Source organism: Chryseobacterium sp. Leaf201 (assembly GCF_001421435.1).
Taxonomy (GTDB): Bacteria; Bacteroidota; Bacteroidia; order Flavobacteriales; family Weeksellaceae; genus Chryseobacterium.
On sequence record NZ_LMKA01000102.1, the window covers coordinates 1 to 21,919 of the forward strand.

The following is a 21,919-nucleotide window of genomic DNA, read 5'->3' on the forward strand; positions in this document are numbered from 1 at the left end:
AAAGAACAATCTTTATTGATAGAATAAATTTTAAAGAGTTATACTGATAAAAAATAAAAATGAAAGAACAATCTTTATTGATAGAATAAATTTTAAAGAGTTATACTGATAAAAAATAAAAATGACATGAAAATATTATCTCTTGTTATTGGTAACAATAGCTATTTTGGAAAAGGAGAATTAGATAATCCAATAAATGATGCAACAGGAATCGCAAAAGTGTTTGAGCAATTAGGATATGATGTATTATTAAGGACTAATTGTAAGACGTCAGATTATTCTCATATATTACAAGAATTTGAAAATAAAATACAGGACTACGATGCATGCATTTTTTATTATGCAGGCCATGGATTTCAATTTGAAGGAGAAAATTACTTAACATCAATTGAATCTCAAATTGAGCATCCTAATAAACATGAATTAGAAAGATCTAGCATCCGCTTGACTGAAGTATTTGAAATTATAAAAAAAGCTAATATAAGTGTTAACATAATGATTATTGATGCATGTAGAAGATCTTTTGAACGTGGTGGATTATCTAGTTTTAGTAATGTAAGTGTTCCTAAAGGAACAATTATAGCTTTTTCAACTTCCCCACTAGAAGGTTCAAATGATAAAGGATTTGAAAATAATAGTGTTTACACAGGTGCTCTATTAAAATATTTAGGAAGAGAACAATTATCTGTAGAGGAACTATTTAAAAAAGTTAGAAAAACTGTTTACAATATGACAGGAGGAAAACAAACTACTTGGGAGCACACATCTCTTATTGGTGATTTTTATTTTAATACTGGACAAATGATTTATTCTAAAGAAATTCCTTACGGTGAAAAATTTGTAAAAGATTCGAAATTTGAAGTAAATGATAGTAAAATTTCTAAAATTATTGAAGATTTGCGATCGCTAAACTGGCACAAACAAAATCCTGCGGTAGATAGTTTAAATTTAATTGATTTCAATGAATTTAATAAGGACGAACTGTTTTTGATTGGCAGAAACATTTTGCAGTCAGCTGGATATGCAAACAATTCTACTACTTTCATCGAAAATATAGAAAAGAATTTAGATAGATATTTTAATTCTGACCATGAAAACCATCTTTTAAATGGAATTCTATTCGAAATTTATTTTGACAGTAATGGTAATTTTAGAATGGGAAATTTTAAGAAGAATTATTATGATACAATTTTTAATCTCAGAAAAAAAGCGAAATTTTCAAAATCTTTTGATTTTATAAATGAAGTTTTAACTCCATTTAAGGATCATTTATTCTATATACCTAAGGATTCAAATGATAAAATTATTGATGTAGATGTATATGCAATATCGAAGGAAATAGAAGATAGCTGGAATGAAAATAAAACTGAAGTACAACAAATTCAATCAATCAATACATTGGAAGTGAATATTACAAAAGAGATTAGTAGATACAATCTATTTGGAACTAATGAAGATGCATTAAAAATTACTCTTGCTAATTATATGTTGGTACCTTTAGAATTAGTAAACATTGTATCAAATATTGATTTAAAGAAATTATATGTGAAATACGAATCTGAATAGAGCTTTTAAGTAACATACTACTGCATTATTGAAATGAATTTATTAATTACCAATAGTTTTTAAGTTGAAATTCAGTATAAATTGAAGATATGTACTTAAATTATTATATCATAGTAGAATTAATAATTATATTTCAGCAATATTTAATTAACTGAAGTCAATACCAACATACTTTTAAACAGTGGTAGAAATAAATACAGAAGAATTAAAAAATAACTATTGGACAACTTTTTGGACAGAAAATATTGACGATTTAATTGAAATATCAAAAAAAATTGGCAATATAATTCCATCAAGAAAAAATTCTTTGGCATTATATGATATTTTAACTGTAAAGACTAAAGAAGAAACTAATCAAAAATCTCTTTCAGCTAAATATGGTGAAAATGATTTTCCTTATCATACAGACGGAGCATATTTACAAATACCGCCAAAATATGTAATATTAAGAAGTCCTAAAAATATTGAAAATTGCCCTACAAAATTATGTATTCCACATTTTTCAGAATTTGAAATTAAAAAATTAATGAAAGATGTATTATTGGTTAACGGGGGCCGCGGACGTTTTTACTCAACAATACTTGAAAAAATAGATAAAGATTTTAGACTTAGATTTGATTTAGATTGTATGCGACCTGCATTGACTGAATTTGATACATCTATAAAGCTGATAAATAAGTTAATCAAGGAAACTGTTATAGAAGAAATAGATTGGAAAGAAAATCAATGTGTAATTTTTAATAATTGGAAGTTAGTTCATTCAAGAGCTGATGCTACAAATAAATTTGAAAGAGTCTTAGAACGAATTTGGATAAAATAAAGTAATATGGATTGGACACACGACTTACTATGGAATAAATCAAAGATAAATGCTTATACTGCACATAATCAAGACAAAACAACATATCTGTTTCCCCTTTGGTGCTCAATTGCATTAGAAACACTTTCTAGAGCAACTTTAGCTTATGTTCATCCTGCGTTATTAGCTGACCCGACAAAAGGAAGTAATATTCTTTACGTTTTTGGATATTATAATGAGAAAGAGCCAGCTAAATCTATACCTATGAAAACAGTTTTTGAAAGATTAACAAAAATTATAGAACCTTTCACAAATAAGGAGTATGAGATATGTATGAATTTTATGGAAAGAAGGAACCGAGAATTACATTCTGGTGGTTCAGCATTTGAGGATTTTCCAACAAAAATTTGGTTAGCTGATTTTTATAAAATATGTAACATGTTTATTACTTTCCAAGACAAGGAAATGAATGATTGGATTTCTGATGAGGATACTAACATCGCATTAGAAATGATTAAGAACGATCATAATAAAATAAAGGTTTTAGTAAAAAAACTTGTTAAAGATCATAAAGATAATTTCTATAGAAAGCCAAAAGAAGAACAAAAGGAATTAAGGGATACCGCTGATAAAGCAAGAATATTTGGCATATATGCTACAAAAGTTTACGCATCACACACAAATTGTCCTGCTTGTAAATCAAAAGCTATAATTAGTGGGCAAATAGCAAAAACAAATGAGCCTACACTAGATGGTGATGAAATAATAAGACAAGTTTCAATATTACCAACTGAATTCATATGTAAATGTTGTGAACTAAAACTTTCAGGTTATGACTATTTACAAGCTGCTGAATTAGGTGGATATATTATTCAAGAAGAAAGGTTTGATGCGATGGAATATTATGACTTTGACCCTGCTGATTATTTTGAACCTGATTATGGTAACGATTAATTCTAAAAATCACTGCAATTAAGGATAATTTTGCAAACTTTATGTTTAGTAATAAATCTTCTCATAATACGATAGAATTATGTTACTGACTAGTAAAGTGTAATCGTTTAAGTAAATAATACTGATAATAACTCCCTGTAAATCAGGAGTTTTTTCATGTAGATCTTCAATCAACCTTTTCAATCCCCACAATCTCACTCTCCATCACCTTCATCCCACTCTCATTATAAACCTGCTTCACGGTAACTTTGATGCGGTCATGTTCCGGAGTAATGACTTGATGTCTTCAATGAACGCAAAATCAAATTAATGAGTTTCAAACGTAAATATTTTTTCCATTTTTTCACCTATAATGGAGTTTAATTTATTTTGTAAATAAATCATCAATATCCATATCCAGCGCACCACAAATTTTCAATAAAGTAGAAAATAAAAAATCCTCCTTACCATTTTCAATATCACTGATTTTAGACCGGTCCATTTTACCGGCTAAATCAGCCAATTGTTGCTGCGAAAGATTTTTCTCTTTTCGTTTATCTCTCAGATTTTTACCTACTGTTTTATAGATCGTCACAAATTTATCATCCATACTAAAAAAAAATATTGTGGTTTTATTGCCACAATTAAAAATTGTTATTATATTTGTATCAGCGAATTGATAATAGCCTGTAAGGGCATAACAAAACGATGTATCTCGAACCAAAACGACCAATTTTCCATCGAGAAACTCGTGAAATCGCTCCATGTCGAAAAGTTTCTTACTTTTGCATACGGCATGCGGGCGGTTCTCACGTATACTTTAGATAGTAGCTTTAAATCCATGATTTAAAGTTGGGTTTGGTCACCCATGGTTCTAAAGTGTGAGGCCGCTCCATGCTATTTTTGCATAGCCCTTCCCATACTTCAAAAAGCATCGTTCCACAATAAAAAAAATATGATGAGAACGACATTTTCAACCCTGCTGCTGACAGGCCCGCCGAATAACCGGAGCCCCGCAGCATAACCGATGACCGCGCTGTACCGAAACTGCCCGCAAATGCAGGAAGGCGGGGTACAGCCGCACCCAAAAACCGCCGCCCTCCGAAATTCCTTTAAGCCAAAGGAAAGCCGAAGTATGCTTAAATTCAACCCTTAAAAGTAATGGCTTTCTTTCAATTTTCCAAATTATTTTCGTTACGAGAGGAATTTATAAAAATTAAACCGTTGGCCTGCCGCAGAGTGGGAAATACTTTTGTTATATCCGTCATGTTTTGTTGTCAGACAGGCATGCTCAGACAATGACGACTTTAACGAACAGGCAGATCAACATCCCGTCCACCATAAAGGAAGCCTTTTTGTGGTCATGATAATCCGTAACTTAAAAAACAAAATGATGAAAAAGAAGAAAACAGATTTCGGGGCGCGGTTCTGGTCCGGCACCCGCAAACATACCGCAGTAGGCTTGCTGGAGGCGTTTTTCCAGTTCAATGACCTGGCAGAAGTGAAAGAAACCCTCAGCACGATAGTGCAGTGTTCGGTACAGAAGAACGCCCGGATCAGGGCAGATCCTGCCGAAGTGTTCCATTTGTATCAGTCGCTGCGGTCGCTGGTCCGGGCCGCCCGTATGATTGGCAAAAAAGCAAAGAAAGGGAGGTTCAAAGCTGCATCTGAAACCCATGTTCCCAAAATAATGACGGGCTCGCTTCCGGCAGAAGAATACCGGGATCCGGTGCAGGTATTCCGGAGCGCTTTCAAGGTCTGCAGTTTGGAACAATACGATGAGTTTCTGTCGGCAGTGGTTTATTTTTCGCTGGGAAAATCCGGGTATGAAGAGGAGAGGAGGATCATCATTCCGTATATCCGACTCACGAAAATGCTGGATGCCGCGTGGCTCATCGTGGAAAGGGCTTCAACAGAAAAAGTAATCGGGAAGTAAGTAACTGGATTTTCAACCGCAAAAGTCACATAAGACAGGTATGCCGGATAAATAAGCTGAATACTTCATGCTGAAAGAAAGCATACAAAAGTTTTCAAAACCTTAGAGAAGTCCGCCGGTTCTTCTAAAAATATCAATACATGATGAAGCGAAATCTTTGATTTTTAGGTATCCTGACAGCGTAAAGAAGTCTGGAAGACCGGAGGCTGTTGTTCTCGAAGCTACAAAATCACCTGCTGAACTCTGCAGGATCTGCGGAAGCTTTGTAACCGCAAACCTGAAAAGACCGAGCGTGGCAGCCTACGGTTTCGGGTAACTTTAATAAAAATTTAAGCCCTTCAGATTCTTCAATTCATTTCAAAATAAATAAATTTGTGATACAAAAGTTTATACAAAATGTCAAAAAAAGCAATATTAGCGATCCTTGACGGATGGGGACTGGGCCAGAACCCTTCCGTTTCCGCATTAGATCAGGCCAATACACCATTCATAGATAGCTGTCTTAAAAATTTCCCGAATACCACCCTTGAAGCCAGCGGCCTGGCTGTCGGTTTACCTTCGGGGCAGATGGGGAATTCCGAGGTGGGACACATGAATCTCGGGGCAGGAAGAGTGGTCTACCAAAACCTGGTAAAGCTGAATATGGCAGTGGAAAACGGAACGCTGGGTAAGCAGCAGGTGATCCAGGATGCTTTTGAATATGCTAAAAGAGAAAATAAAAAAGTACACTTCATCGGGCTGGTTTCAGACGGAGGCGTGCATTCACATATCAACCATTTAAAAGGCCTGCTTACCGCAGCACATGAATTCGGTTTGCATGAAAATGTATTCGTACACGCTTTTACAGACGGCCGTGATTGTGATCCGCATTCCGGTAAAGGATTTATAGAAGACCTTCAGAACCACATGGAGATCACAGTGGGAAAACTGGCTTCCGTGGTGGGAAGATATTACGCAATGGACAGGGACAAGCGTTGGGAACGTGTGAAAATTGCCTATGACGCCATGGTAGAAGGCGTGGGAGACCGCACCACGAATGCTTTACTGGCCATCCAGAAGTCGTATGAAGAAAATATTACCGATGAATTTATGAAGCCGATCATTATGATTGATTCTACGGCTATCGGGAATGTAGTTCCTATCGGCAAAATTACAGATCATGATGTGGTCATCTGCTTTAATTTCCGTACAGACCGCGGAAGGGAGATTACGGAAGTGCTCTGCCAGCATGACAAACCGGAATATTTCATGAGAAAGCTTCCGCTTCATTATATTACGTTGACGAATTATGACAAGACGTTCCTGGGTGTCCATGTGGTTTTTGATGAAGAAGTATTAAAAGAAACCATGGGCGAAATCCTGGAAAGAAACGGTAAAACACAGATCAGGATTGCCGAAACGGAAAAGTACCCCCACGTGACGTTTTTCTTTTCAGGAGGAAGGGAAGAACCGTTTGCCGGTGAAAAAAGGCTGCTCTGCCCAAGTCCGAAAGACGTTCCTACCTATGACCTTAAGCCGGAAATGTCTGCTCATGACATCACCAATGCTATTCTTCCGGAACTGGAAAGCGAAACTGCAGATTTTATCTGTTTAAATTTTGCCAATACCGATATGGTAGGGCATACTGGAGTGTTTCAGGCAGCGGTAACCGCAGCAGAAATTGTAGACCAGTGCATTGAAAAGGTGGCTACAGCAGCATACGAACACGGATATGCCGTTTTTATCCTGGCAGATCACGGGAATTCTGATGTGATGATGAATCCTGACGGAAGCCCGAATACACAGCATTCCACCAATCTTGTTCCATTTATCGTGATGGATAAAGAACGTACCTGGAACCTGAAACCGGGTAAACTGGGTGACGTGGCCCCGACTATTTTAAAGGTAATGGGCGTAGCAATTCCGGAGATAATGACGGGAGATATTCTGATAGATTAAACCTTACAGTTACAGAAAAAATGCCGTTATATTATGCATAACGGCATTTTTATGACTAAAATCAGAAAGAATTAACATAATATTATGTCCTAAATAATAATAAAATATTAACTTTGTAGTTTAATTCTAAATTGTAAAAATGTATCAACAGCTCGTAAGGAAAGAAGTAATGGGGATTTTGGAAAAGGAAGTGGGCACTTTCCTGGATAAATTCTTAACGCCAATTGAAAAAATATGGCAGCCTTCAGATTATCTTCCGGATCCGTCAAGCGACCAGTTTAAATACGATTTAGAGGAAATCCAGACTTTTGCGCGTGAAATGCCGTATGATTTATTCGTAACCCTTATCGGTGACTGTATTACCGAAGAAGCGCTGCCTTCTTACGAATCTTGGCTGATGGGTGTAGACGGGATGGATCAGGAGAAAAAAGAAATAGGCTGGGCCAGCTGGGTAAGAGCATGGACAGGTGAAGAAAACCGCCACGGTGACCTTTTAAGCAAATATCTTTACCTGTGCGGAAGAGTGAACATGAGGGAAATGGAAGTAACCACCCAGTATCTTATTAATGACGGTTTCGATCTGGGAACCAGCATGGACCCGTACAGAAACTTCGTATACACAAGCTTTCAGGAAACCGCAACCAATATTTCTCACAGAAGGGTAGGAACGCTGGCAAAACAGTCTGGGAATACCAAACTGGCGAAGATGTGTGCCGTTATCGCTGCCGATGAGGCAAGACATGCCAAAGCATATAAGCACTTCGTAGCGAAAATCCTGGAAATTGATCCGTCGGAAATGATCCTGGCGTTTGAAGATATGATGCGTAAAAAGATCGTGATGCCTGCTCACATGATGAGACAGTCCGGACAGAAAGCAGGAGAGCTTTGGGGACACTTTTCAGATGCTGCACAACGATGCATGGTGTACACAGGTCAGGATTACATCAATATCATGAAAGACCTTCTGGACGAATGGAAGATTGAGCATGTAAAAGGCCTGAATGAAAAAGCTGAAAAAGCCCAGGAATATTTAATGAAGCTTCCTTCAAGGCTTCAGAAAATTACAGACAGGATTTCAACACCGGATCTTCAGTTCCACTTCAATTGGGTGAAAAGCTGATCTGATTTTGTTGACTAAATCATAAAAGTAAAAGTGTTGGTTTTCCGGCACTTTTTTTATTTGTATCTTTGCCTCTTCAAAAATATATTCAAAATGATGAATAACAAAAAAATTGCGGTGGATTTTGACGGAACTATTGTTGATGATGCCTATCCCGCAATCGGTAAACCGAAAACTTTCGCTTTTGAAACATTAAGAAGGCTGCAGTCCGAAGGCTACAGGCTTATTCTCTGGACTTACCGTCACGGGAAAACCCTGGATGAAGCGGTAGAATTCTGCAAGAAAAACGGCATTGAATTTTATGCCGTAAATTCCAGCTTTGAAGGAGAAATCTTTGATTCTGAAAAGCAATCCAGAAAACTGGATGCAGACTGGTTCATTGATGACCGGAACCTTGGCGGATTCCCGGGCTGGGGCGAGATCTACAATATCATTCAGGAAAGAATAGAATTCCGTGTGGAAGGCAAAGAAGTTCTGGCCTATTCAAAACTTAAGAAAGAAAAGAAAAAAGGATTATTCTGGTAAGAATAAATCTAATAATATAGCAATGTATCAATTTACCAATCATAATTGTTACATTGTTAAATTTTTAAATTGTTACATTAATTTACATGATTCAATTAAAAACAATAGACGAGCTTCGTCTGATGAAGCAGAGTGCTCAGTTGGTTTCCAGAACATTAGGAATGCTGGCGAAGGAAATCAAACCGGGGATTACCACACTGTATTTAGATAAACTGGCACACGATTTCATTAAGGATCACGGTGCTGAACCGGCTTTCCTGGGATACGGAGGCTTTCCGTACTCGCTATGTATTTCACCGAACGAGCAGGTGGTTCACGGTTTCCCGAATAAAGATGAAATCAAAGAAGGCGACGTGCTTTCTGTAGATTGCGGAGCGGTTCTGAACGGTTTTGTAGGAGATCATGCCTATACGTTTGAAATCGGTGAGGTAAAGCCAGAAACCAAAAAACTGCTGAAAGTTGCCAAAGAATCTTTATACAAAGGGATCGGGCAGTGTGTCAGAGGGAAAAGGATCGGAGATATCTCTCATGCCATCCAGAGCCATTGCGAAAAAGAAGGATATGGAGTGGTAAAAGAACTGGTAGGGCACGGTGTAGGAAGAAAAATGCACGAAGATCCTCAGGTTCCGAACTACGGCAGACAGGGAAGCGGAAAAGTAATCAAAGACGGCCTGACAATTGCCATCGAACCGATGATCAACCTGGGAACTGAAAAAGTAAAGTTCCATAATGACGGCTGGACGGTAACCACGCTGGACAATCAGCCATCTGCCCATTTTGAGCATGATGTAGCGGTAATCAACGGGAAACCGATGTTGCTTTCTACATTTCAGTATATTTATGATGCTTTGGGCATTGTAAGTGACGAAGAAAAAGCGTTTCAACTGGATTTTTAATGAAAAAAGCCGCTAAACTTTTACTGAATACCATTCCGCGTCCGATGCTGATTAAACTGAGCATCTGGGCACGCCCGCTGATTTATCAGTTTTTTAAAGGGGATAAATTTCAGGATCCCATCGATGGCAGATCTTACCGGAAGTTTCTGCCGTACGGCTATGGAAACCCGCGTGAAAATGCCCTGTCCCCGGGAACATTAAGTTTGGAGCGGCACCGGCAGATGTGGCTTTACCTTCAGAATGAAACTGATTTTTTCATTAAGAACCATAAAGTCCTGCATATTGCGCCCGAACAGGAATTTTTAAGGAAGTTCAAAAGGATGAGGAACCTGGATTATATTTCAGCTGATCTGTTTTCTCCGATTGTCGATGTAAAAGCCGACATCCTGGATCTGCCTTTTGCAGATGAAAGCTTTGACATCATTTTCTGTAACCACGTATTGGAGCATATTGAAGATGATGCAAAAGCCATGGGTGAGCTGTACCGCGTTTTAAAGCCGGGAGGCTGGGGGATTCTGCAGGTTCCGATGAAAAATTCGCTGGAAAAGACTTACGAGGATTTCACCATCAAAGATCCTAAAGAAAGACAGAAGCATTTCGGGCAGTATGACCACGTCCGCTGGTATGGGATGGATTATTTCGACAGGTTAAGGAAAGCAGGTTTTGAAGTGGAGCCCAATTTCTATTCCCAAAACTTTTCAGAAGAAGAAATTAAAAAATACGGCTTAAGGAAAAATGAAATTCTTCCGGTCGTGTATAAAAAATAATAAAAAAGCCCGGAATTCCGGGCTTTTTTACAAATATACCATTGTATTTATTTTTTAATAAACGGAAACCACCATCAGCGTTTCCTATTCCCATTGTTTAAAAGTTTCTCTAAAATTAAGAAAAAGCCTGATTTTAGTGTGAAACCGCTTTAAGTCCGATTACAGAACCGATTAAGGTAACAATAAAGAAAATCCTCCAGAAACTTACCGGGTCTTTAAAGAAGAAAATACCCATTAATACAGTTCCTATAGCACCAATTCCCGTCCATACTGCATAGGCGGTGCCTATCGGTAAGGTCTGGGTAGCCTTAATCAGTAAAAGCATGCTGATGGTTAACGAAATAAGAAAACCTCCGAACCATAGATACATGGTGGTTCCTGAGGTCTCTTTTACTTTTCCCAGGCATGACGCAAATGCCACTTCAAATAATCCTGCAATCACTAAGATAATCCAATTCATAATTTTCAATTTCTGATGCAAATTTCAGGATTTAAAAACAAATAGTAAAGCTTTACCGCCAATAAAACTGATATTTAAACCTGCCCTTTTATCACGTACCACAAAAACAGGAGCGCTTTATACATCTGAATGAGAATATTTTCAGCAGTATTTTGAATTAAATTTAATTTTTATTAAATTGTAAAGGTAAAACGTTTAACCAAAATGAGACGTTTGTCCCGTCTTCTGGATTGCTATTCATCATATGTTCATGACTGCTTAACCTGTAACATTTAATAATTGATTGAATTACAGTATTTTAAAGTGTTTGTCCCTTGGCTTTGAAAAAATCGCCAAACTACATTTATTTTTCATATACACCAAATTACAGGTCTATTGTTTTAGTATCGGTAATAAAATATTTTTGCATCAAAACTAAAGAATGAAACGAGCTTCAATAAAAGATATCGCTAGGATTGCAGAAGTATCTGTGGCCACTGTCTCCTATGTACTGAATAGAAAAGAGGGGAGCCGCATCAGTGAAGCCACAAGAAAAAAAGTATTTGAAGTAGCGGAAAATATCAATTATACCCCCAATAAAATAGCGCGGAGCCTGAAAATGAGCAAAAGCAAGCTGATCGGGTTAATTGTGGCCGATATTTCCAATGATTTTTATTCCAATATTGCGCGGAATATTGAAGACGAAGCCATGAAACTCGGTTATACGCTTCTGATCGGAAGCTGTGACGAAAATCCTGAAAAGTTCAGAAAACTTACGGAGTTATTCTCAGAACAGCAGGTTGACGGGATGATCATTGCTCCGGTGGTGGATTCTGATGAAGCCATCAATAAACTGATCAGGGAAGAATACCCGGTAGTTACCATAGACCGGTATCTGAAAAATGTGAGCCTTCCCGGGGTCATGATTAACAACGCCGAGATTTCAGAGTATATCTGTGACCATCTGGTCAGCAGAAAATTTGATGAAATCATTTATGTAGGTTATGATACGGAACTTCCGCATCTGCTGGACCGGCAGGATGGCTTTGACCGACGGATATCGGAATCCGGGATTTCCGCAAAGAGGATTTTAATCGGGATCCATACCATTGCAGAAGAAATCCCGGTAAAACTGAAGGAGAACATTGATCTGTCCAAGAGAACGGCAGTCTATTTTTCCAGCAACAAATTAGGCATTGCCGGGCTCCGGTATCTTATTGACAGCAATATTAAAGTTCCGGAAGACCTCTCGGTGGTAGCCTTTGATGAAACCGAAGCATACTATCTTTTCCCTACCGAAATAAGTTTTGTACAGCAGCCTTTAACGGATATGGCGAAAGAATCGGTCAACCTTCTGGACAGCCAGATCAGTAATTATACGCCGGACGGGAAAAGGGTAACGCTGAACGCCCGGTTTATGGAACGGGGTTCGGTAGAATAAATAATTAAATTTAAAGATGAATTGATGACAGATAAAAAATCGTATATCGTATGTTTTGGTGAAGTGCTCTGGGATATTTTCCCGGAGGGATCAAGAGCCGGTGGGGCACCGTTCAATGTAGCTTATCATGTTCATAAAATGGGTATTGATGTAAAAGTGCTCAGCAGAGTAGGAGATGATAAATTGGGAAATCAGTTAACAGACCGGATCAGCAACTGGGGGATCACAACCGATTATATCCAGACGGACCGGGAACATCCTACGAGTACTGTTACAGCAAAGATTGATGAGCACAACGAAGCTTCTTATGAAATCATTAATCATGTTGCCTGGGATTATATTGAATACCGGCCGGAGCATAATGAACTGGTTGCAGGTGCGGAAGCCTTTGTTTTCGGGAGCCTTTCTGCAAGAAACGAAACCACAAGAAATACCCTGTTCCAGCTTCTTGAAGTCGCAAAGCTTAAAATTTTTGATGTCAATTTCAGGCCGCCGTTTATTGATGCTGAACTGATTGAAAAACTTCTGCACAAATCAGACATTGTTAAAATGAATAAAGCAGAGCTCCGCCAGATCCTTGAGCTGACCGGTCGGGAATATACCAGTGAAGAAGAAGCAGTGTCATTCCTCCGGAATCATTTTAAGATCAGTGAAGTGGTACTGACAAAAGGCAGCAAGGGAGCCGGATATTTTACAGGAGAAAAAAACTACAGCTGTCCGGCAGTTCCGATTACGATTGCCGATACAGTGGGAAGCGGGGATTCATTTCTTTCCGGTTTTATTTCAAAAAGAATTCATCATGAAAATCCGGAAGAAATTATAAAGCAGGCAATTGCCCTGGGCGCATGGGTGACTTCAAAATCAGGAGCCTGCCCGGATTATGAGCTTGCGGAGTTTGAACAGTTCAAAGACGGTCATTTTTAATTGGATGCTAAACAGCAATGTGATTTGGATTTAACCTCTGTGTGAATTTTATAAAAACTTTAAAGCTTATTTTTAAAGCTTTCCGTTGATTTTCAGATTCTGCAGATTTAAATAAATGCACATAAATCTATGTTGTTTTCATCATCTCCGGGAAATAATTTTCTGAAATAAATCTGAACAGGCTCTTACTTCTTCATTGTAAGTTTAGGGCAGTTGGAATTTCAATTTAAAAGCCTTTTTTCGGGAATAGGCGCAAAGACCGGATTGTTTTACTAACTTTGCAGCTCATAATATAGTTTTTATGCACAAAGCAGGATTTGTAAATATTGTCGGAAAGCCGAACGCCGGAAAATCTACCTTATTAAACCAGTTGATGGGGGAGAAGCTGGCTATTGTTACCCAGAAGGCACAGACAACACGCCACAGGATTTTTGGAATTTATAATGAAGAAGATTTGCAGATCGTATTTTCAGACACCCCGGGCGTTCTGGATCCGAAATACGGTTTACAGGAAAAAATGATGGATTTTGTAAAGGATTCTCTGCAGGATGCAGATGTGTTCCTGTTCATTGTAGATGTTACCGATAAAGCGGAGCCTTCAGAATTTCTTATTGAAAAACTGAATAAAATTCCGGTTCCGGTTCTGCTCCTGTTAAACAAAGTAGACCAGACCAACCAGGAAGGCCTGGAGAAATTAGTGGAGTTGTGGCATGAAAGGATTCCGAAAGCGGAAATCCTGCCTATATCTGCATTAAATGCCTTTAATACAGATATTATTCTGCCGAAATTAAAGTCAATGCTTCCTGAGAATCCGCCTTATTACGATAAAGACCAGTATACCGACAAGCCGGAAAGGTTCTTTGTTAACGAAGCCATCCGCGAGAAAATCCTTCTGAACTATGAAAAGGAAATCCCGTATTCTGTAGAAGTAGTGACCGAGCAGTTCAAGGAAAAAGAAGGCATTATCTTTATTGATTCCATTATTTATGTGGAAAGGGATACGCAGAAAGGAATCATCATCGGACATAAAGGGGAAGCCATTAAAAAAGTAGGAACCGAATCAAGGATTGACCTGGAAAAATTCTTCAACAAAAAAATTCACTTAAACCTGTTTGTAAAAGTGAAAAAAGACTGGAGGAAAAACGACAGGGACCTTAAGAATTTCGGGTACAGATAGACTAAATAAGGCAGAACAGCCGTTATATTAAAACATTTTTCGTTATCTTTAATCAAATTTTAACTGAATGAATTCTTTAAACGCTGCACATTCCGATTCTCTTGTAAAAGATATTGTTTTATTGGTGGTGAGGGTATTTATTGGTTTTGCCATGCTGTCTCACGGATTCCCGAAACTTCAGATGCTGATAGAAGGCGGTAAACCTGAGTTTTTTGATTTCCTCGGAATGGGGCCTCAGATTTCCCTCGGCCTTACCGTATTTGCAGAGTTTGCCTGTTCTATTCTGCTGATCTTAGGTCTGTTCTCAAGAGTAGCTTTGGGATTCCTGATCTTTACCATGGCAGTAGCCGGATTCATTGTCCATTCATCAGATCCTTTTGAAAAACAGGAAATGAGCCTCATTTATCTGGCGGTGTACCTGATGCTGATGGTTTTTGGGGTTGGTAAGATTTCAGTAGACCATATGATTGAAAAAAGGAAAAGAGCCAGTGACTGGTAATTCACCTGAAATATAAATATAAGCAGTAAGTTTTCTTGCTGCTTTTTTTATGCCGAAATCTGAAAAATCAACGGTATTAAGACAAAACTGTGCAGGCAGTATATTTATTGGAAATAAAGTCTCCAAAGAATAAAATCAAAGATTTTTAAAACTTAAGTGCTCTTATATGAACTGTTAAAAAGTAACTGTATTAAAACTTAAGTGTTTAATAATTGTAATTTTTAATTAGGTTGAATTTCAGTTTGCAGTTAAAAACAGACCCGTCTGATTATCGAAGTTGAATCACTGCGAAAGATCATACAACAGACCTATACCTAATCCGAAAATAAAATTTCAAAAATCGCCGTAGCTTTTGCGGTTGTCTGTAAATTGATTAAATTCGTCAGAAAGAGAAGAGAACATAATATTATAATACAATGAAGATCAAACTGACCATCTGCCTGCTGGCTTTCCTTAATTTTTACGAAGCGCAGGAGAATATTACCTACCAGAAGCCCTCTGCGGAAATCCTTAAACTGGCGGATTATGAAAGGCCACCCAGTGTGCTGATGAACAGCAAAAAAGACTGGATTGTTTTTACCTACCGTCCGACTTATAAAACGCTGGAAGACCTCAGCCAGCAGGAAATGAAACTGGGCGGATTAAGGATCAATCCGGTAACCAATATTTCAAGTACGGCTACGTATTCCAATAATCTGAAAGTAAGAAAACTTAATGATAAAACGGAGGTTCAGGTTAAGAATTTACCTTCAAACCCTAAAATTACCTACACTTCGTTTTCACCGGATGAAAAGAAACTGGCTTTTACCAACACCACTGCGAAAGGGGTCGAACTGTGGATTGTAGATCTGGAAACAGCAACCGCAAAGAAAATCACTCAGGATAACCTGAATGCAAACCTGGGGAGCCCGTACATCTGGAATAAGGATTCAAAAAATATTCTGATCAAAACCCTTCCTCAGAACAGAGCTGCCTTAACGGATCCGGCCAAAGATCTCCCTACGGGCCCAATTGTTTCTACGGCAGACGGGAAAGTATCCCAGAACCGGACTTACCAGGACCTGCTTAAAAACCCGCAGGATGAAAAGAATTTTGAAATCCTCACGGCTTCCGATATTTACAATGTAGATACAGACGGAAACCTGAAAAAGATAAAAGACCAGGATATGTATACGGGACTGAGCTATTCGCCGGACGGGAACTACCTGATGGCAACTACCCTTAAAAAACCGTTTTCATACATTGTTCCCCTGAACAGGTTCCCAATGACCACTACGGTGTATGACCTCAATGGAAACGTGGTAAAAGTAGTGAATGAAACCCCGTTGAATGAAATCATGCCGAAAGGTTTCTCATCCGTGAGAACCGGGAAAAGAGATATGGGATGGAGAAGCGACCTTCCTGCAACGTTGGTATTTGCCGAAGCTTTAGACAGCGGCGATCAGTCTAAAACAGCAGATTTCAGGGATGAGGTATTTACCTGGGAAGCTCCGTTTACAGCTGCACCCAAGTCATTCTTTAAGACAAAGCAGCGTTACGAAGGCACAAGCTGGACCAATGATCATTATGCCATTGTTTCCGAAGGCTGGTACGATACCAGAAATACAAAATCTTATCTTGTCGACCTTAATAACGGACAATCAAAAGTAATTGATGACCGGAATTACCAGGATGTTTACAGTGACCCGGGAAATTTCAACACCACTAAAAACCAGTACGGAAGATATGTGGTGGATATGAAAGGCGGAAAGTCTTATCTGATAGGGGCCGGCTTTACAAAAGAAGGGCAGCATCCTTTTATTGATGAAATGGATGTGAAAACATTAAAGAAAAAAAGACTGTACACATCCAATGTCAAAAGTGCCAAAGAAGAAATCATTGATATTTTAAATCCTTCAAAAGGTGAGATTTTAACAACGCGCCAGTCTTCAAGCCTGTACCCTAATTATTTCAGGAAAAATATCAAATCAGACAAAGCAGAAGCCGTTACGGATTTTGCCAATCCTTTTGAAAGCATTAAAGACGTATATAAGGAAGTTATTACGTATAAAAGAAATGACGGAGTAACGCTTACGGGAACACTTTATCTGCCGGCCGGTTATGACAGGAAAAACAAAACCGAAAAGCTGCCGCTTCTGATCTGGGCTTATCCCACAGAGTATAAGGATAAAAATACTGCAGGACAGAATACCCAGAACCCGAATGACTTCACCTTTCCGTATTACGGATCTTTTGTATACTGGACGACAAAAGGTTACGCCGTTCTGGATGATGCTGCCTTCCCGATCATCGGGGAAGGAAAAACAGAACCGAATGATACCTTTATCCCGCAGCTTGTAGCCAATGCGGAAGCGGCCATCAATGCGGTAGACCAGTTGGGATATATTGACAGAAAGAAAGTAGCGGTAGGAGGACATTCCTATGGAGCATTTATGACCGCAAATCTGCTGACCCATTCCAAATTGTTCGCATGCGGAATTGCCAGGAGCGGTGCATATAACAGGACCCTGACGCCGTTCGGTTTCCAGAGTGAGCAGAGAAACTACTGGGACGTTCCGGAAATATACAATACGATGTCGCCATTTATGAATGCCGATAAAATGAAAACTCCGTTGCTGCTGATTCACGGGGATGCCGATAACAACCCTGGAACCTTCACCCTGCAGACGGAAAGGTATTTCCAGGCTCTGAAAAACCTCGGAGCACCTGTAAAGATGGTTCTTCTGCCTAAAGAAGCACACGGATATGCCGCAAAAGAAAATATCCTGCACCTGCTTTGGGAACAGGATCAGTTCCTGGAAAAATGCCTGAAGAAATAATAGTAAACAATAAAAACCCGCTTTAAGCGGGTTTTGTATTTTGATATATAACCTAAGTAAGCTAATATGAGCTTTATAAGCTGTTTGGAATCTGTTAAAATTTCAGCTTTTTCATTTTAAAAAACAGATGTCTGTACAGCGGGTACACCTGAAGTTTCTTCATCATTGAAATCTGCTGGTGCTTCTTAGTCGGGTTCAGTGGAATACCGGCTAAATGAACATCAACATTCTTCAGGATACTGCTGTAGATTTTATGGAAATACTTATCGCGGTCTTTTCTTTTTGTTGAGAGTAAAAGGTTTAATAAATATCTGTTGTTGAACGGAGAAATGACTGTATTGTACACATTAGAAACTGACTTGGAGGCTCCCGCCCAGTTGGGCATTTTGTGTTCCCAGTAAATGGAATCCAGGAGATGTACATGCTGATTATGGGTTTCAAGCCATTCTTTTACCGCATCTTTTTCATAAGGCCCGTCTTCAATTCCTATGATATAACAGAGTTCGCTTAAAGAAAGATTTTCCGGCAGGGGATCATAAAAGTTCCTGGCAACTTCACTGATATTCCCGTTGATCAGGTAACGGTCCGGGAAATGTGCATTCATAAGATGGGACATTTTGCGGCCCTTTTCATCGTCCTTCCATATCACAGGCGTATCATTACCGGATAAATCAATGGATGATACATCATAATCAATAACTTTAAGTTCTTTTGAAAAATGACCGGTAATCTGTCCGGCTATTTTTACATCCTGCCTGCCGTCTTCCGTCTGATGGTTCAGTACATAATACACGGCTTTATCAGCATTTTTTAAGGAAGCTGCGAACAGGATCCTGGAATCCCAGCCGGCCGTAACCGCAAGGCTTATTTTTTTTCTGAAAGCCATGCTCGCGATTGAATCTTCCAGAACAGCTAATGCCTCTTTTGCCACCTCATCAACAGGCAATACCGGCAAAGCTTTCATCGGATAAAACCGGACATATTTTTTATCATTGACATTATAATAAAAATTCGGGATCAGCTTATCAATATGCTTAAAAGGTGTTTTTTGAAAAATGTTTATTTTCCGGTCGATAATATACTGCGGGACATTGTCACGATAAGAAGTGTCTCCGGAAATAGCAGTGATCATATTCGGTTGTGCGCTGATGTAAAGCCCGTCATCCGTATTTGAAATATAGGTTTCCAGCTGGCCGGAAGCATCGTTGAAAATATACACATTACCGTTTTCAAAAAACAGGAAGATAAAAAAACCGGTCAGTTTATTTATCTTTTCAATCTTCTTTTCAAGGCTCAGGCCTTTGAGCTGTTCTGCAATTTCTGCATTGGTAAACTGCGTATTTTCATAGTCAAAACACTCGCCGAAGAAAATAAGTTCATTATTAATTACCAGATGGTTACGGTTTGATGAATGGATTGCGATACTGAGGCCGTTATGAAAAAAGATTTCCCCATGGTTAATAGGGAAATCCAATTTTTGATTACTTATAATGTATTGAAAAGGAGAAATGTGCATTACTTACTTTTTAACGATTTTCCCCGTAAAATTAGTGTTTTTTCCTGCAATCTTACATAAATAAGTGCCTGATGTTAAAAAATTTAAATTCACGGTTTCCTCACTGCGGTTACCGTCTATCGTGATATCTTTAATCTTTGAACCCCGCATATCATATAATGAAAGCAGAAGTTTCTCATTTGGGGTATCTCTGAAATTTATTCTGATCTGGCCGTCTGTAGGATTAGGGGAAAGGGTGATCTGGTTGCCGGTTATAACCGCTGCACCGGATGTCTTTTGGCCTTTCATTTCCGCAATCTCCTGTCTTAGCAGCTTAATTTCTTCAGACATCTGTGCCAGCGACTGTGAATATTCGTTTGCCACTCTGCTGTAGACTGATTCTTTGATGACCTCCATCATCCGGTCTCTATGAACAAACTGAAGATATTCTTCTTTGTCTCCCACTACAAAATATTCAAAATTTTCAGCATGAGGCAGCTTTTGAAAACGGACTGTCCCTACGCTGTTCAGGTTTGCAGTCGGAGAGCTTGTGTTAATTCCTACAAAGTTGCCGTCATCATAAACCTGACTGCAGATTGCTGACGAACCGTCGCTTTTCAGGATATAATTCGGGGTGTTACACAGGATGGAAGACGATCCTCCGTTTCCTCCGAAAGAAGATACAGGCTTCAAATAAACATTTCCTGAAGCGTCAGTTGTTAATACATTGGTTCCCAGTGTTGAGGCAGACAATCCTTCAAATCTCAGGCTTCCTAAAGTATGAAGCTTGGCCGTCGGGCTGGCAGTGCCGATTCCGACATTGTTGTTCCCTGCCATGGTCATAATCCGGGTGTAAGCATTATTCCATATGAATAAAGGCCTGTTGGTGATGGAAATGGCCTGTCCGTCTGACCCGTTGCCCCATGGAAAATCAGATCCGGTTGGTGCATTTAAATTAATGTTGTTTCTTGCCTCAACAGAAAAGGTCATCAACGGGCTGGTGCCGTTATCTAAACTTGAAGGGATTGAAGCATTAATTCCAAATATCGTTCTGTTATCAGAAGATCTTCTGGCCCAAAGCTGGGGAACAAACTGTCCGTTGAAGTTGGTGGCATTCGTGATTTCTAGTCTGTCGTTAACATTATCGGAAACACCGAATGAGGCTACCCTTTCAGCCAGGCCGTTTAATGCTGTTGCAGTGTGAGGAAATGGAACCTGTGCATGAGCATAATTGAAGCTCAATACCAATACTCCTAGAGTAAGTAAGACTTTTTTCATGGTTATTAATTATTTGTTTGTTAGAAAAATATGTTATTAAATATATATTCAATTAGCTTAATATGTATATATATTGTTTGCTAATGGAGTTTTATTTGATTTTTTAACAATGCTAATGTAGATATAAAAATCCAATAAAAAAATATTTTTTCAACAAATAATGAAATATTAATAATCAGGCTTTTCCCTTTCTGGTATTAAACAACATAATCACATATAGTTAATTATTCACTATATGGTGTAAAGTGTTGGAATTCAGAATACTTTTTAATTTACTGCCGGCTGTTTAAAAATTATGCATCATCAGGCAGTTCCTGCCGGTTTTAAAAAAATCTTCATTTATCTTTGCAGAAAGATGTAATTACGCCATGCAGGAAATACAGTTCAGAAATGCAACCCTTGAAGATTTACCCGGAATTGTCGAAATTTATAACTCAACCATACCCTCAAGAATGGTAACTGCCGATACGGAACCCGTTTCTGTAGAGAGCAGGATACAGTGGTTCCGTGAGCACAATGCTGACACACGGCCGCTTTGGATTGTTGAAGACAAACAGGATAATACGCTCGGCTGGGTAAGCTTTTCTTCATTTTACGGACGCCCCGCGTATAAAGGAACGGTAGAGGTAAGTATTTACATGGATGAAAGCTGCCGCGGAAAAGGATTGGGGAAGCAGGTGCTCGGATACTGTATTGATAATGCAGGAAAATTTGGTGTGAAAACATTGCTGGGATTCATTTTTTTACACAATGAACCAAGCTTAAAGCTGTTCAGCCATTTCGGGTTTGAAGCCTGGGGAACATTTCCTGATGTGGCTGTGCTGGATGGAGTAGAGCGCACGCTGGTCATCTTAGGAAAGAGAATAAAATAATAAAGTTTCATGGTAAACAACAGGCAGATATAATTTTAACTGCAATCTCAATGCTTATTCTGATACATCATTTTTTTGGAGCTTAATCCCGCTTTCACTACTCGCTTTTTTACGCCTGTCCTATGCCATTGCGGTAAAAAGAGCTCAGACAGGCCGTTCAATCGGGGCTGGGGTGGTAGCAGGGTTAATTTATTATTGTCACGAGGAAGTTAAGCATGCCTTTTAATCAATTATAATATTATGAAAAATATACTTTATTTTTTATCCGTTTTAATCTTTTGCATCTGCTTTGGACAAAAGAAAAATGAAGTTTTCCTGCTTCCCTATCAGGTAGGAGAAAAATGGGGATTGGCAGATACATTGGGTAATATCAAGGTTAAACCCCAATACGATGAGGTAATAGACTTTAATATTGAACCGCTTCAATTCGCAAAGACGCCTCCTTATTCTTACTATTATGTTAGAAAAAATAAAGAAATATTTCTTATTGATGCG

21 protein-coding genes are annotated in these 21,919 nt (G+C 38.7%); 17 read left to right on the plus strand and 4 right to left on the minus strand.

Going from position 1 to position 21,919, the window contains the following annotated elements; all coding sequences use genetic code 11:
* The first annotated feature begins 126 nt into the window (after positions 1 to 126).
* The 3 genes from ASE55_RS15765 to ASE55_RS15775 all read left to right on the plus strand — a co-directional run bounded on the left by ASE55_RS15765 (position 127) and on the right by ASE55_RS15775 (position 3,319).
* Complete coding sequence (locus tag ASE55_RS15765; protein ID WP_056221791.1) at positions 127 to 1,566, plus strand: caspase domain-containing protein; 1,440 nt, start codon at positions 127 to 129, stop codon at positions 1,564 to 1,566.
* A 181-nt stretch (positions 1,567 to 1,747) separates the two neighbouring features.
* Positions 1,748 to 2,386 (plus strand): TauD/TfdA family dioxygenase, encoded by a 639-nt coding sequence (locus tag ASE55_RS15770; RefSeq protein ID WP_056221794.1) that lies wholly within the window; start codon positions 1,748 to 1,750, stop codon positions 2,384 to 2,386.
* Positions 2,387 to 2,392: 6 nt separating this feature from the next.
* Positions 2,393 to 3,319 carry a hypothetical protein gene (locus tag ASE55_RS15775; protein ID WP_056221796.1) on the plus strand — a complete coding sequence of 309 codons (927 nt, stop codon included), beginning with the start codon at positions 2,393 to 2,395 and terminating at the stop codon, positions 3,317 to 3,319.
* A gap of 364 nt (positions 3,320 to 3,683) precedes the next feature.
* Here ASE55_RS15775 and ASE55_RS20690 read toward each other — a convergent pair whose 3' ends face one another.
* Positions 3,684 to 4,064 (minus strand): helix-turn-helix domain-containing protein, encoded by a 381-nt coding sequence (locus tag ASE55_RS20690; RefSeq protein ID WP_238585069.1) that lies wholly within the window; start codon positions 4,062 to 4,064, stop codon positions 3,684 to 3,686.
* Positions 4,065 to 4,691: 627 nt separating this feature from the next.
* Here ASE55_RS20690 and ASE55_RS15785 point away from each other — a divergent pair.
* From ASE55_RS15785 to ASE55_RS15810, 7 genes are all read left to right on the plus strand, one after another.
* Positions 4,692 to 5,234 (plus strand): hypothetical protein, encoded by a 543-nt coding sequence (locus tag ASE55_RS15785; RefSeq protein ID WP_128414596.1) that lies wholly within the window; start codon positions 4,692 to 4,694, stop codon positions 5,232 to 5,234.
* A 157-nt stretch (positions 5,235 to 5,391) separates the two neighbouring features.
* Positions 5,392 to 5,550 (plus strand): hypothetical protein, encoded by a 159-nt coding sequence (locus ASE55_RS20350; RefSeq protein ID WP_157844657.1) that lies wholly within the window; start codon positions 5,392 to 5,394, stop codon positions 5,548 to 5,550.
* Positions 5,551 to 5,630: 80 nt separating this feature from the next.
* Entirely contained in the window at positions 5,631 to 7,172 is a 1,542-nt protein-coding gene (gpmI, locus tag ASE55_RS15790) for a 2,3-bisphosphoglycerate-independent phosphoglycerate mutase (protein WP_056221801.1), read from the plus strand.
* Positions 7,173 to 7,311: 139 nt separating this feature from the next.
* The gene (locus ASE55_RS15795) at positions 7,312 to 8,292 is read left to right on the plus strand and encodes an acyl-ACP desaturase (RefSeq protein ID WP_056221803.1); all 981 of its coding nucleotides are present in this window, start codon (positions 7,312 to 7,314) and stop codon (positions 8,290 to 8,292) included.
* 93 nt (positions 8,293 to 8,385) lie between these two features.
* Positions 8,386 to 8,817: a BT0820 family HAD-type phosphatase gene (locus ASE55_RS15800; RefSeq protein WP_056221805.1), complete on the plus strand. Its 432-nt coding sequence runs from the start codon at positions 8,386 to 8,388 to the stop codon at positions 8,815 to 8,817.
* Between the two features lie 86 nt (positions 8,818 to 8,903).
* Positions 8,904 to 9,713: a type I methionyl aminopeptidase gene (gene map / locus ASE55_RS15805; protein WP_056221808.1), complete on the plus strand. Its 810-nt coding sequence runs from the start codon at positions 8,904 to 8,906 to the stop codon at positions 9,711 to 9,713.
* Positions 9,713 to 10,480 carry a class I SAM-dependent methyltransferase gene (locus ASE55_RS15810; RefSeq protein WP_056221811.1) on the plus strand — a complete coding sequence of 256 codons (768 nt, stop codon included), beginning with the start codon at positions 9,713 to 9,715 and terminating at the stop codon, positions 10,478 to 10,480. Before map ends, ASE55_RS15810 begins: the two co-directional genes overlap by 1 nt.
* A gap of 133 nt (positions 10,481 to 10,613) precedes the next feature.
* Here the strand turns inward: ASE55_RS15810 and ASE55_RS15815 are convergent, their stop codons facing one another.
* Entirely contained in the window at positions 10,614 to 10,940 is a 327-nt protein-coding gene (locus ASE55_RS15815) for a DMT family transporter (RefSeq protein ID WP_056221812.1), read from the minus strand.
* A 421-nt stretch (positions 10,941 to 11,361) separates the two neighbouring features.
* On the opposite strand from ASE55_RS15815, the gene ASE55_RS15820 reads away from it, so the two are divergent.
* The 5 genes from ASE55_RS15820 to ASE55_RS15840 all read left to right on the plus strand — a co-directional run bounded on the left by ASE55_RS15820 (position 11,362) and on the right by ASE55_RS15840 (position 17,779).
* The gene (locus ASE55_RS15820; RefSeq protein ID WP_056221823.1) at positions 11,362 to 12,360 is read left to right on the plus strand and encodes a LacI family DNA-binding transcriptional regulator; all 999 of its coding nucleotides are present in this window, start codon (positions 11,362 to 11,364) and stop codon (positions 12,358 to 12,360) included.
* A 24-nt stretch (positions 12,361 to 12,384) separates the two neighbouring features.
* Positions 12,385 to 13,284 (plus strand): carbohydrate kinase family protein, encoded by a 900-nt coding sequence (locus tag ASE55_RS15825; protein WP_056221826.1) that lies wholly within the window; start codon positions 12,385 to 12,387, stop codon positions 13,282 to 13,284.
* A 301-nt stretch (positions 13,285 to 13,585) separates the two neighbouring features.
* Complete coding sequence (gene era / locus ASE55_RS15830) at positions 13,586 to 14,461, plus strand: GTPase Era (protein ID WP_056221827.1); 876 nt, start codon at positions 13,586 to 13,588, stop codon at positions 14,459 to 14,461.
* A 67-nt stretch (positions 14,462 to 14,528) separates the two neighbouring features.
* Positions 14,529 to 14,960 (plus strand): DoxX family protein, encoded by a 432-nt coding sequence (locus tag ASE55_RS15835; RefSeq protein ID WP_056221832.1) that lies wholly within the window; start codon positions 14,529 to 14,531, stop codon positions 14,958 to 14,960.
* Positions 14,961 to 15,376: 416 nt separating this feature from the next.
* A complete protein-coding gene (locus ASE55_RS15840; RefSeq protein ID WP_056221834.1) occupies positions 15,377 to 17,779 on the plus strand; it encodes an alpha/beta hydrolase family protein in 2,403 nt (800 codons plus the stop codon).
* Between the two features lie 94 nt (positions 17,780 to 17,873).
* Here ASE55_RS15840 and ASE55_RS15845 read toward each other — a convergent pair whose 3' ends face one another.
* On the minus strand, positions 17,874 to 19,253 hold the full coding sequence (locus ASE55_RS15845) for a hypothetical protein (RefSeq protein ID WP_056221837.1): 1,380 nt from the start codon (positions 19,251 to 19,253) through the stop codon (positions 17,874 to 17,876).
* Between the two features lie 45 nt (positions 19,254 to 19,298).
* Positions 19,299 to 20,552: a T9SS type A sorting domain-containing protein gene (locus ASE55_RS15850; protein WP_056221840.1), complete on the minus strand. Its 1,254-nt coding sequence runs from the start codon at positions 20,550 to 20,552 to the stop codon at positions 19,299 to 19,301.
* A 368-nt stretch (positions 20,553 to 20,920) separates the two neighbouring features.
* On the opposite strand from ASE55_RS15850, the gene ASE55_RS15855 reads away from it, so the two are divergent.
* Positions 20,921 to 21,424, plus strand: coding sequence for a GNAT family N-acetyltransferase (locus tag ASE55_RS15855; RefSeq protein ID WP_056221843.1), 504 nt, complete (start codon positions 20,921 to 20,923; stop codon positions 21,422 to 21,424).
* Positions 21,425 to 21,664: 240 nt separating this feature from the next.
* Positions 21,665 to 21,919: WG repeat-containing protein (locus ASE55_RS15860; RefSeq protein ID WP_131726118.1), on the plus strand; the 255-nt coding region annotated here is incomplete at its 3' end.

Coding starts and splice junctions, on each gene's coding strand:
- ASE55_RS15765 (WP_056221791.1), top strand. CDS start 127: ATGAAAATATTATCTCTTGTTATTGGTAACAATAGCTATTTTGGAAAA.
- ASE55_RS15775 (WP_056221796.1), top strand. CDS start 2,393: ATGGATTGGACACACGACTTACTATGGAATAAATCAAAGATAAATGCT.
- ASE55_RS20690 (WP_238585069.1), bottom strand. CDS start 4,064: ATGGAGCGATTTCACGAGTTTCTCGATGGAAAATTGGTCGTTTTGGTT.
- ASE55_RS15785 (WP_128414596.1), top strand. CDS start 4,692: ATGAAAAAGAAGAAAACAGATTTCGGGGCGCGGTTCTGGTCCGGCACC.
- gpmI (WP_056221801.1), top strand. CDS start 5,631: ATGTCAAAAAAAGCAATATTAGCGATCCTTGACGGATGGGGACTGGGC.
- ASE55_RS15795 (WP_056221803.1), top strand. CDS start 7,312: ATGTATCAACAGCTCGTAAGGAAAGAAGTAATGGGGATTTTGGAAAAG.
- ASE55_RS15800 (WP_056221805.1), top strand. CDS start 8,386: ATGATGAATAACAAAAAAATTGCGGTGGATTTTGACGGAACTATTGTT.
- map (WP_056221808.1), top strand. CDS start 8,904: ATGATTCAATTAAAAACAATAGACGAGCTTCGTCTGATGAAGCAGAGT.
- ASE55_RS15810 (WP_056221811.1), top strand. CDS start 9,713: ATGAAAAAAGCCGCTAAACTTTTACTGAATACCATTCCGCGTCCGATG.
- ASE55_RS15815 (WP_056221812.1), bottom strand. CDS start 10,940: ATGAATTGGATTATCTTAGTGATTGCAGGATTATTTGAAGTGGCATTT.
- ASE55_RS15820 (WP_056221823.1), top strand. CDS start 11,362: ATGAAACGAGCTTCAATAAAAGATATCGCTAGGATTGCAGAAGTATCT.
- ASE55_RS15825 (WP_056221826.1), top strand. CDS start 12,385: ATGACAGATAAAAAATCGTATATCGTATGTTTTGGTGAAGTGCTCTGG.
- era (WP_056221827.1), top strand. CDS start 13,586: ATGCACAAAGCAGGATTTGTAAATATTGTCGGAAAGCCGAACGCCGGA.
- ASE55_RS15835 (WP_056221832.1), top strand. CDS start 14,529: ATGAATTCTTTAAACGCTGCACATTCCGATTCTCTTGTAAAAGATATT.
- ASE55_RS15840 (WP_056221834.1), top strand. CDS start 15,377: ATGAAGATCAAACTGACCATCTGCCTGCTGGCTTTCCTTAATTTTTAC.
- ASE55_RS15850 (WP_056221840.1), bottom strand. CDS start 20,552: ATGAAAAAAGTCTTACTTACTCTAGGAGTATTGGTATTGAGCTTCAAT.
- ASE55_RS15855 (WP_056221843.1), top strand. CDS start 20,921: ATGCAGGAAATACAGTTCAGAAATGCAACCCTTGAAGATTTACCCGGA.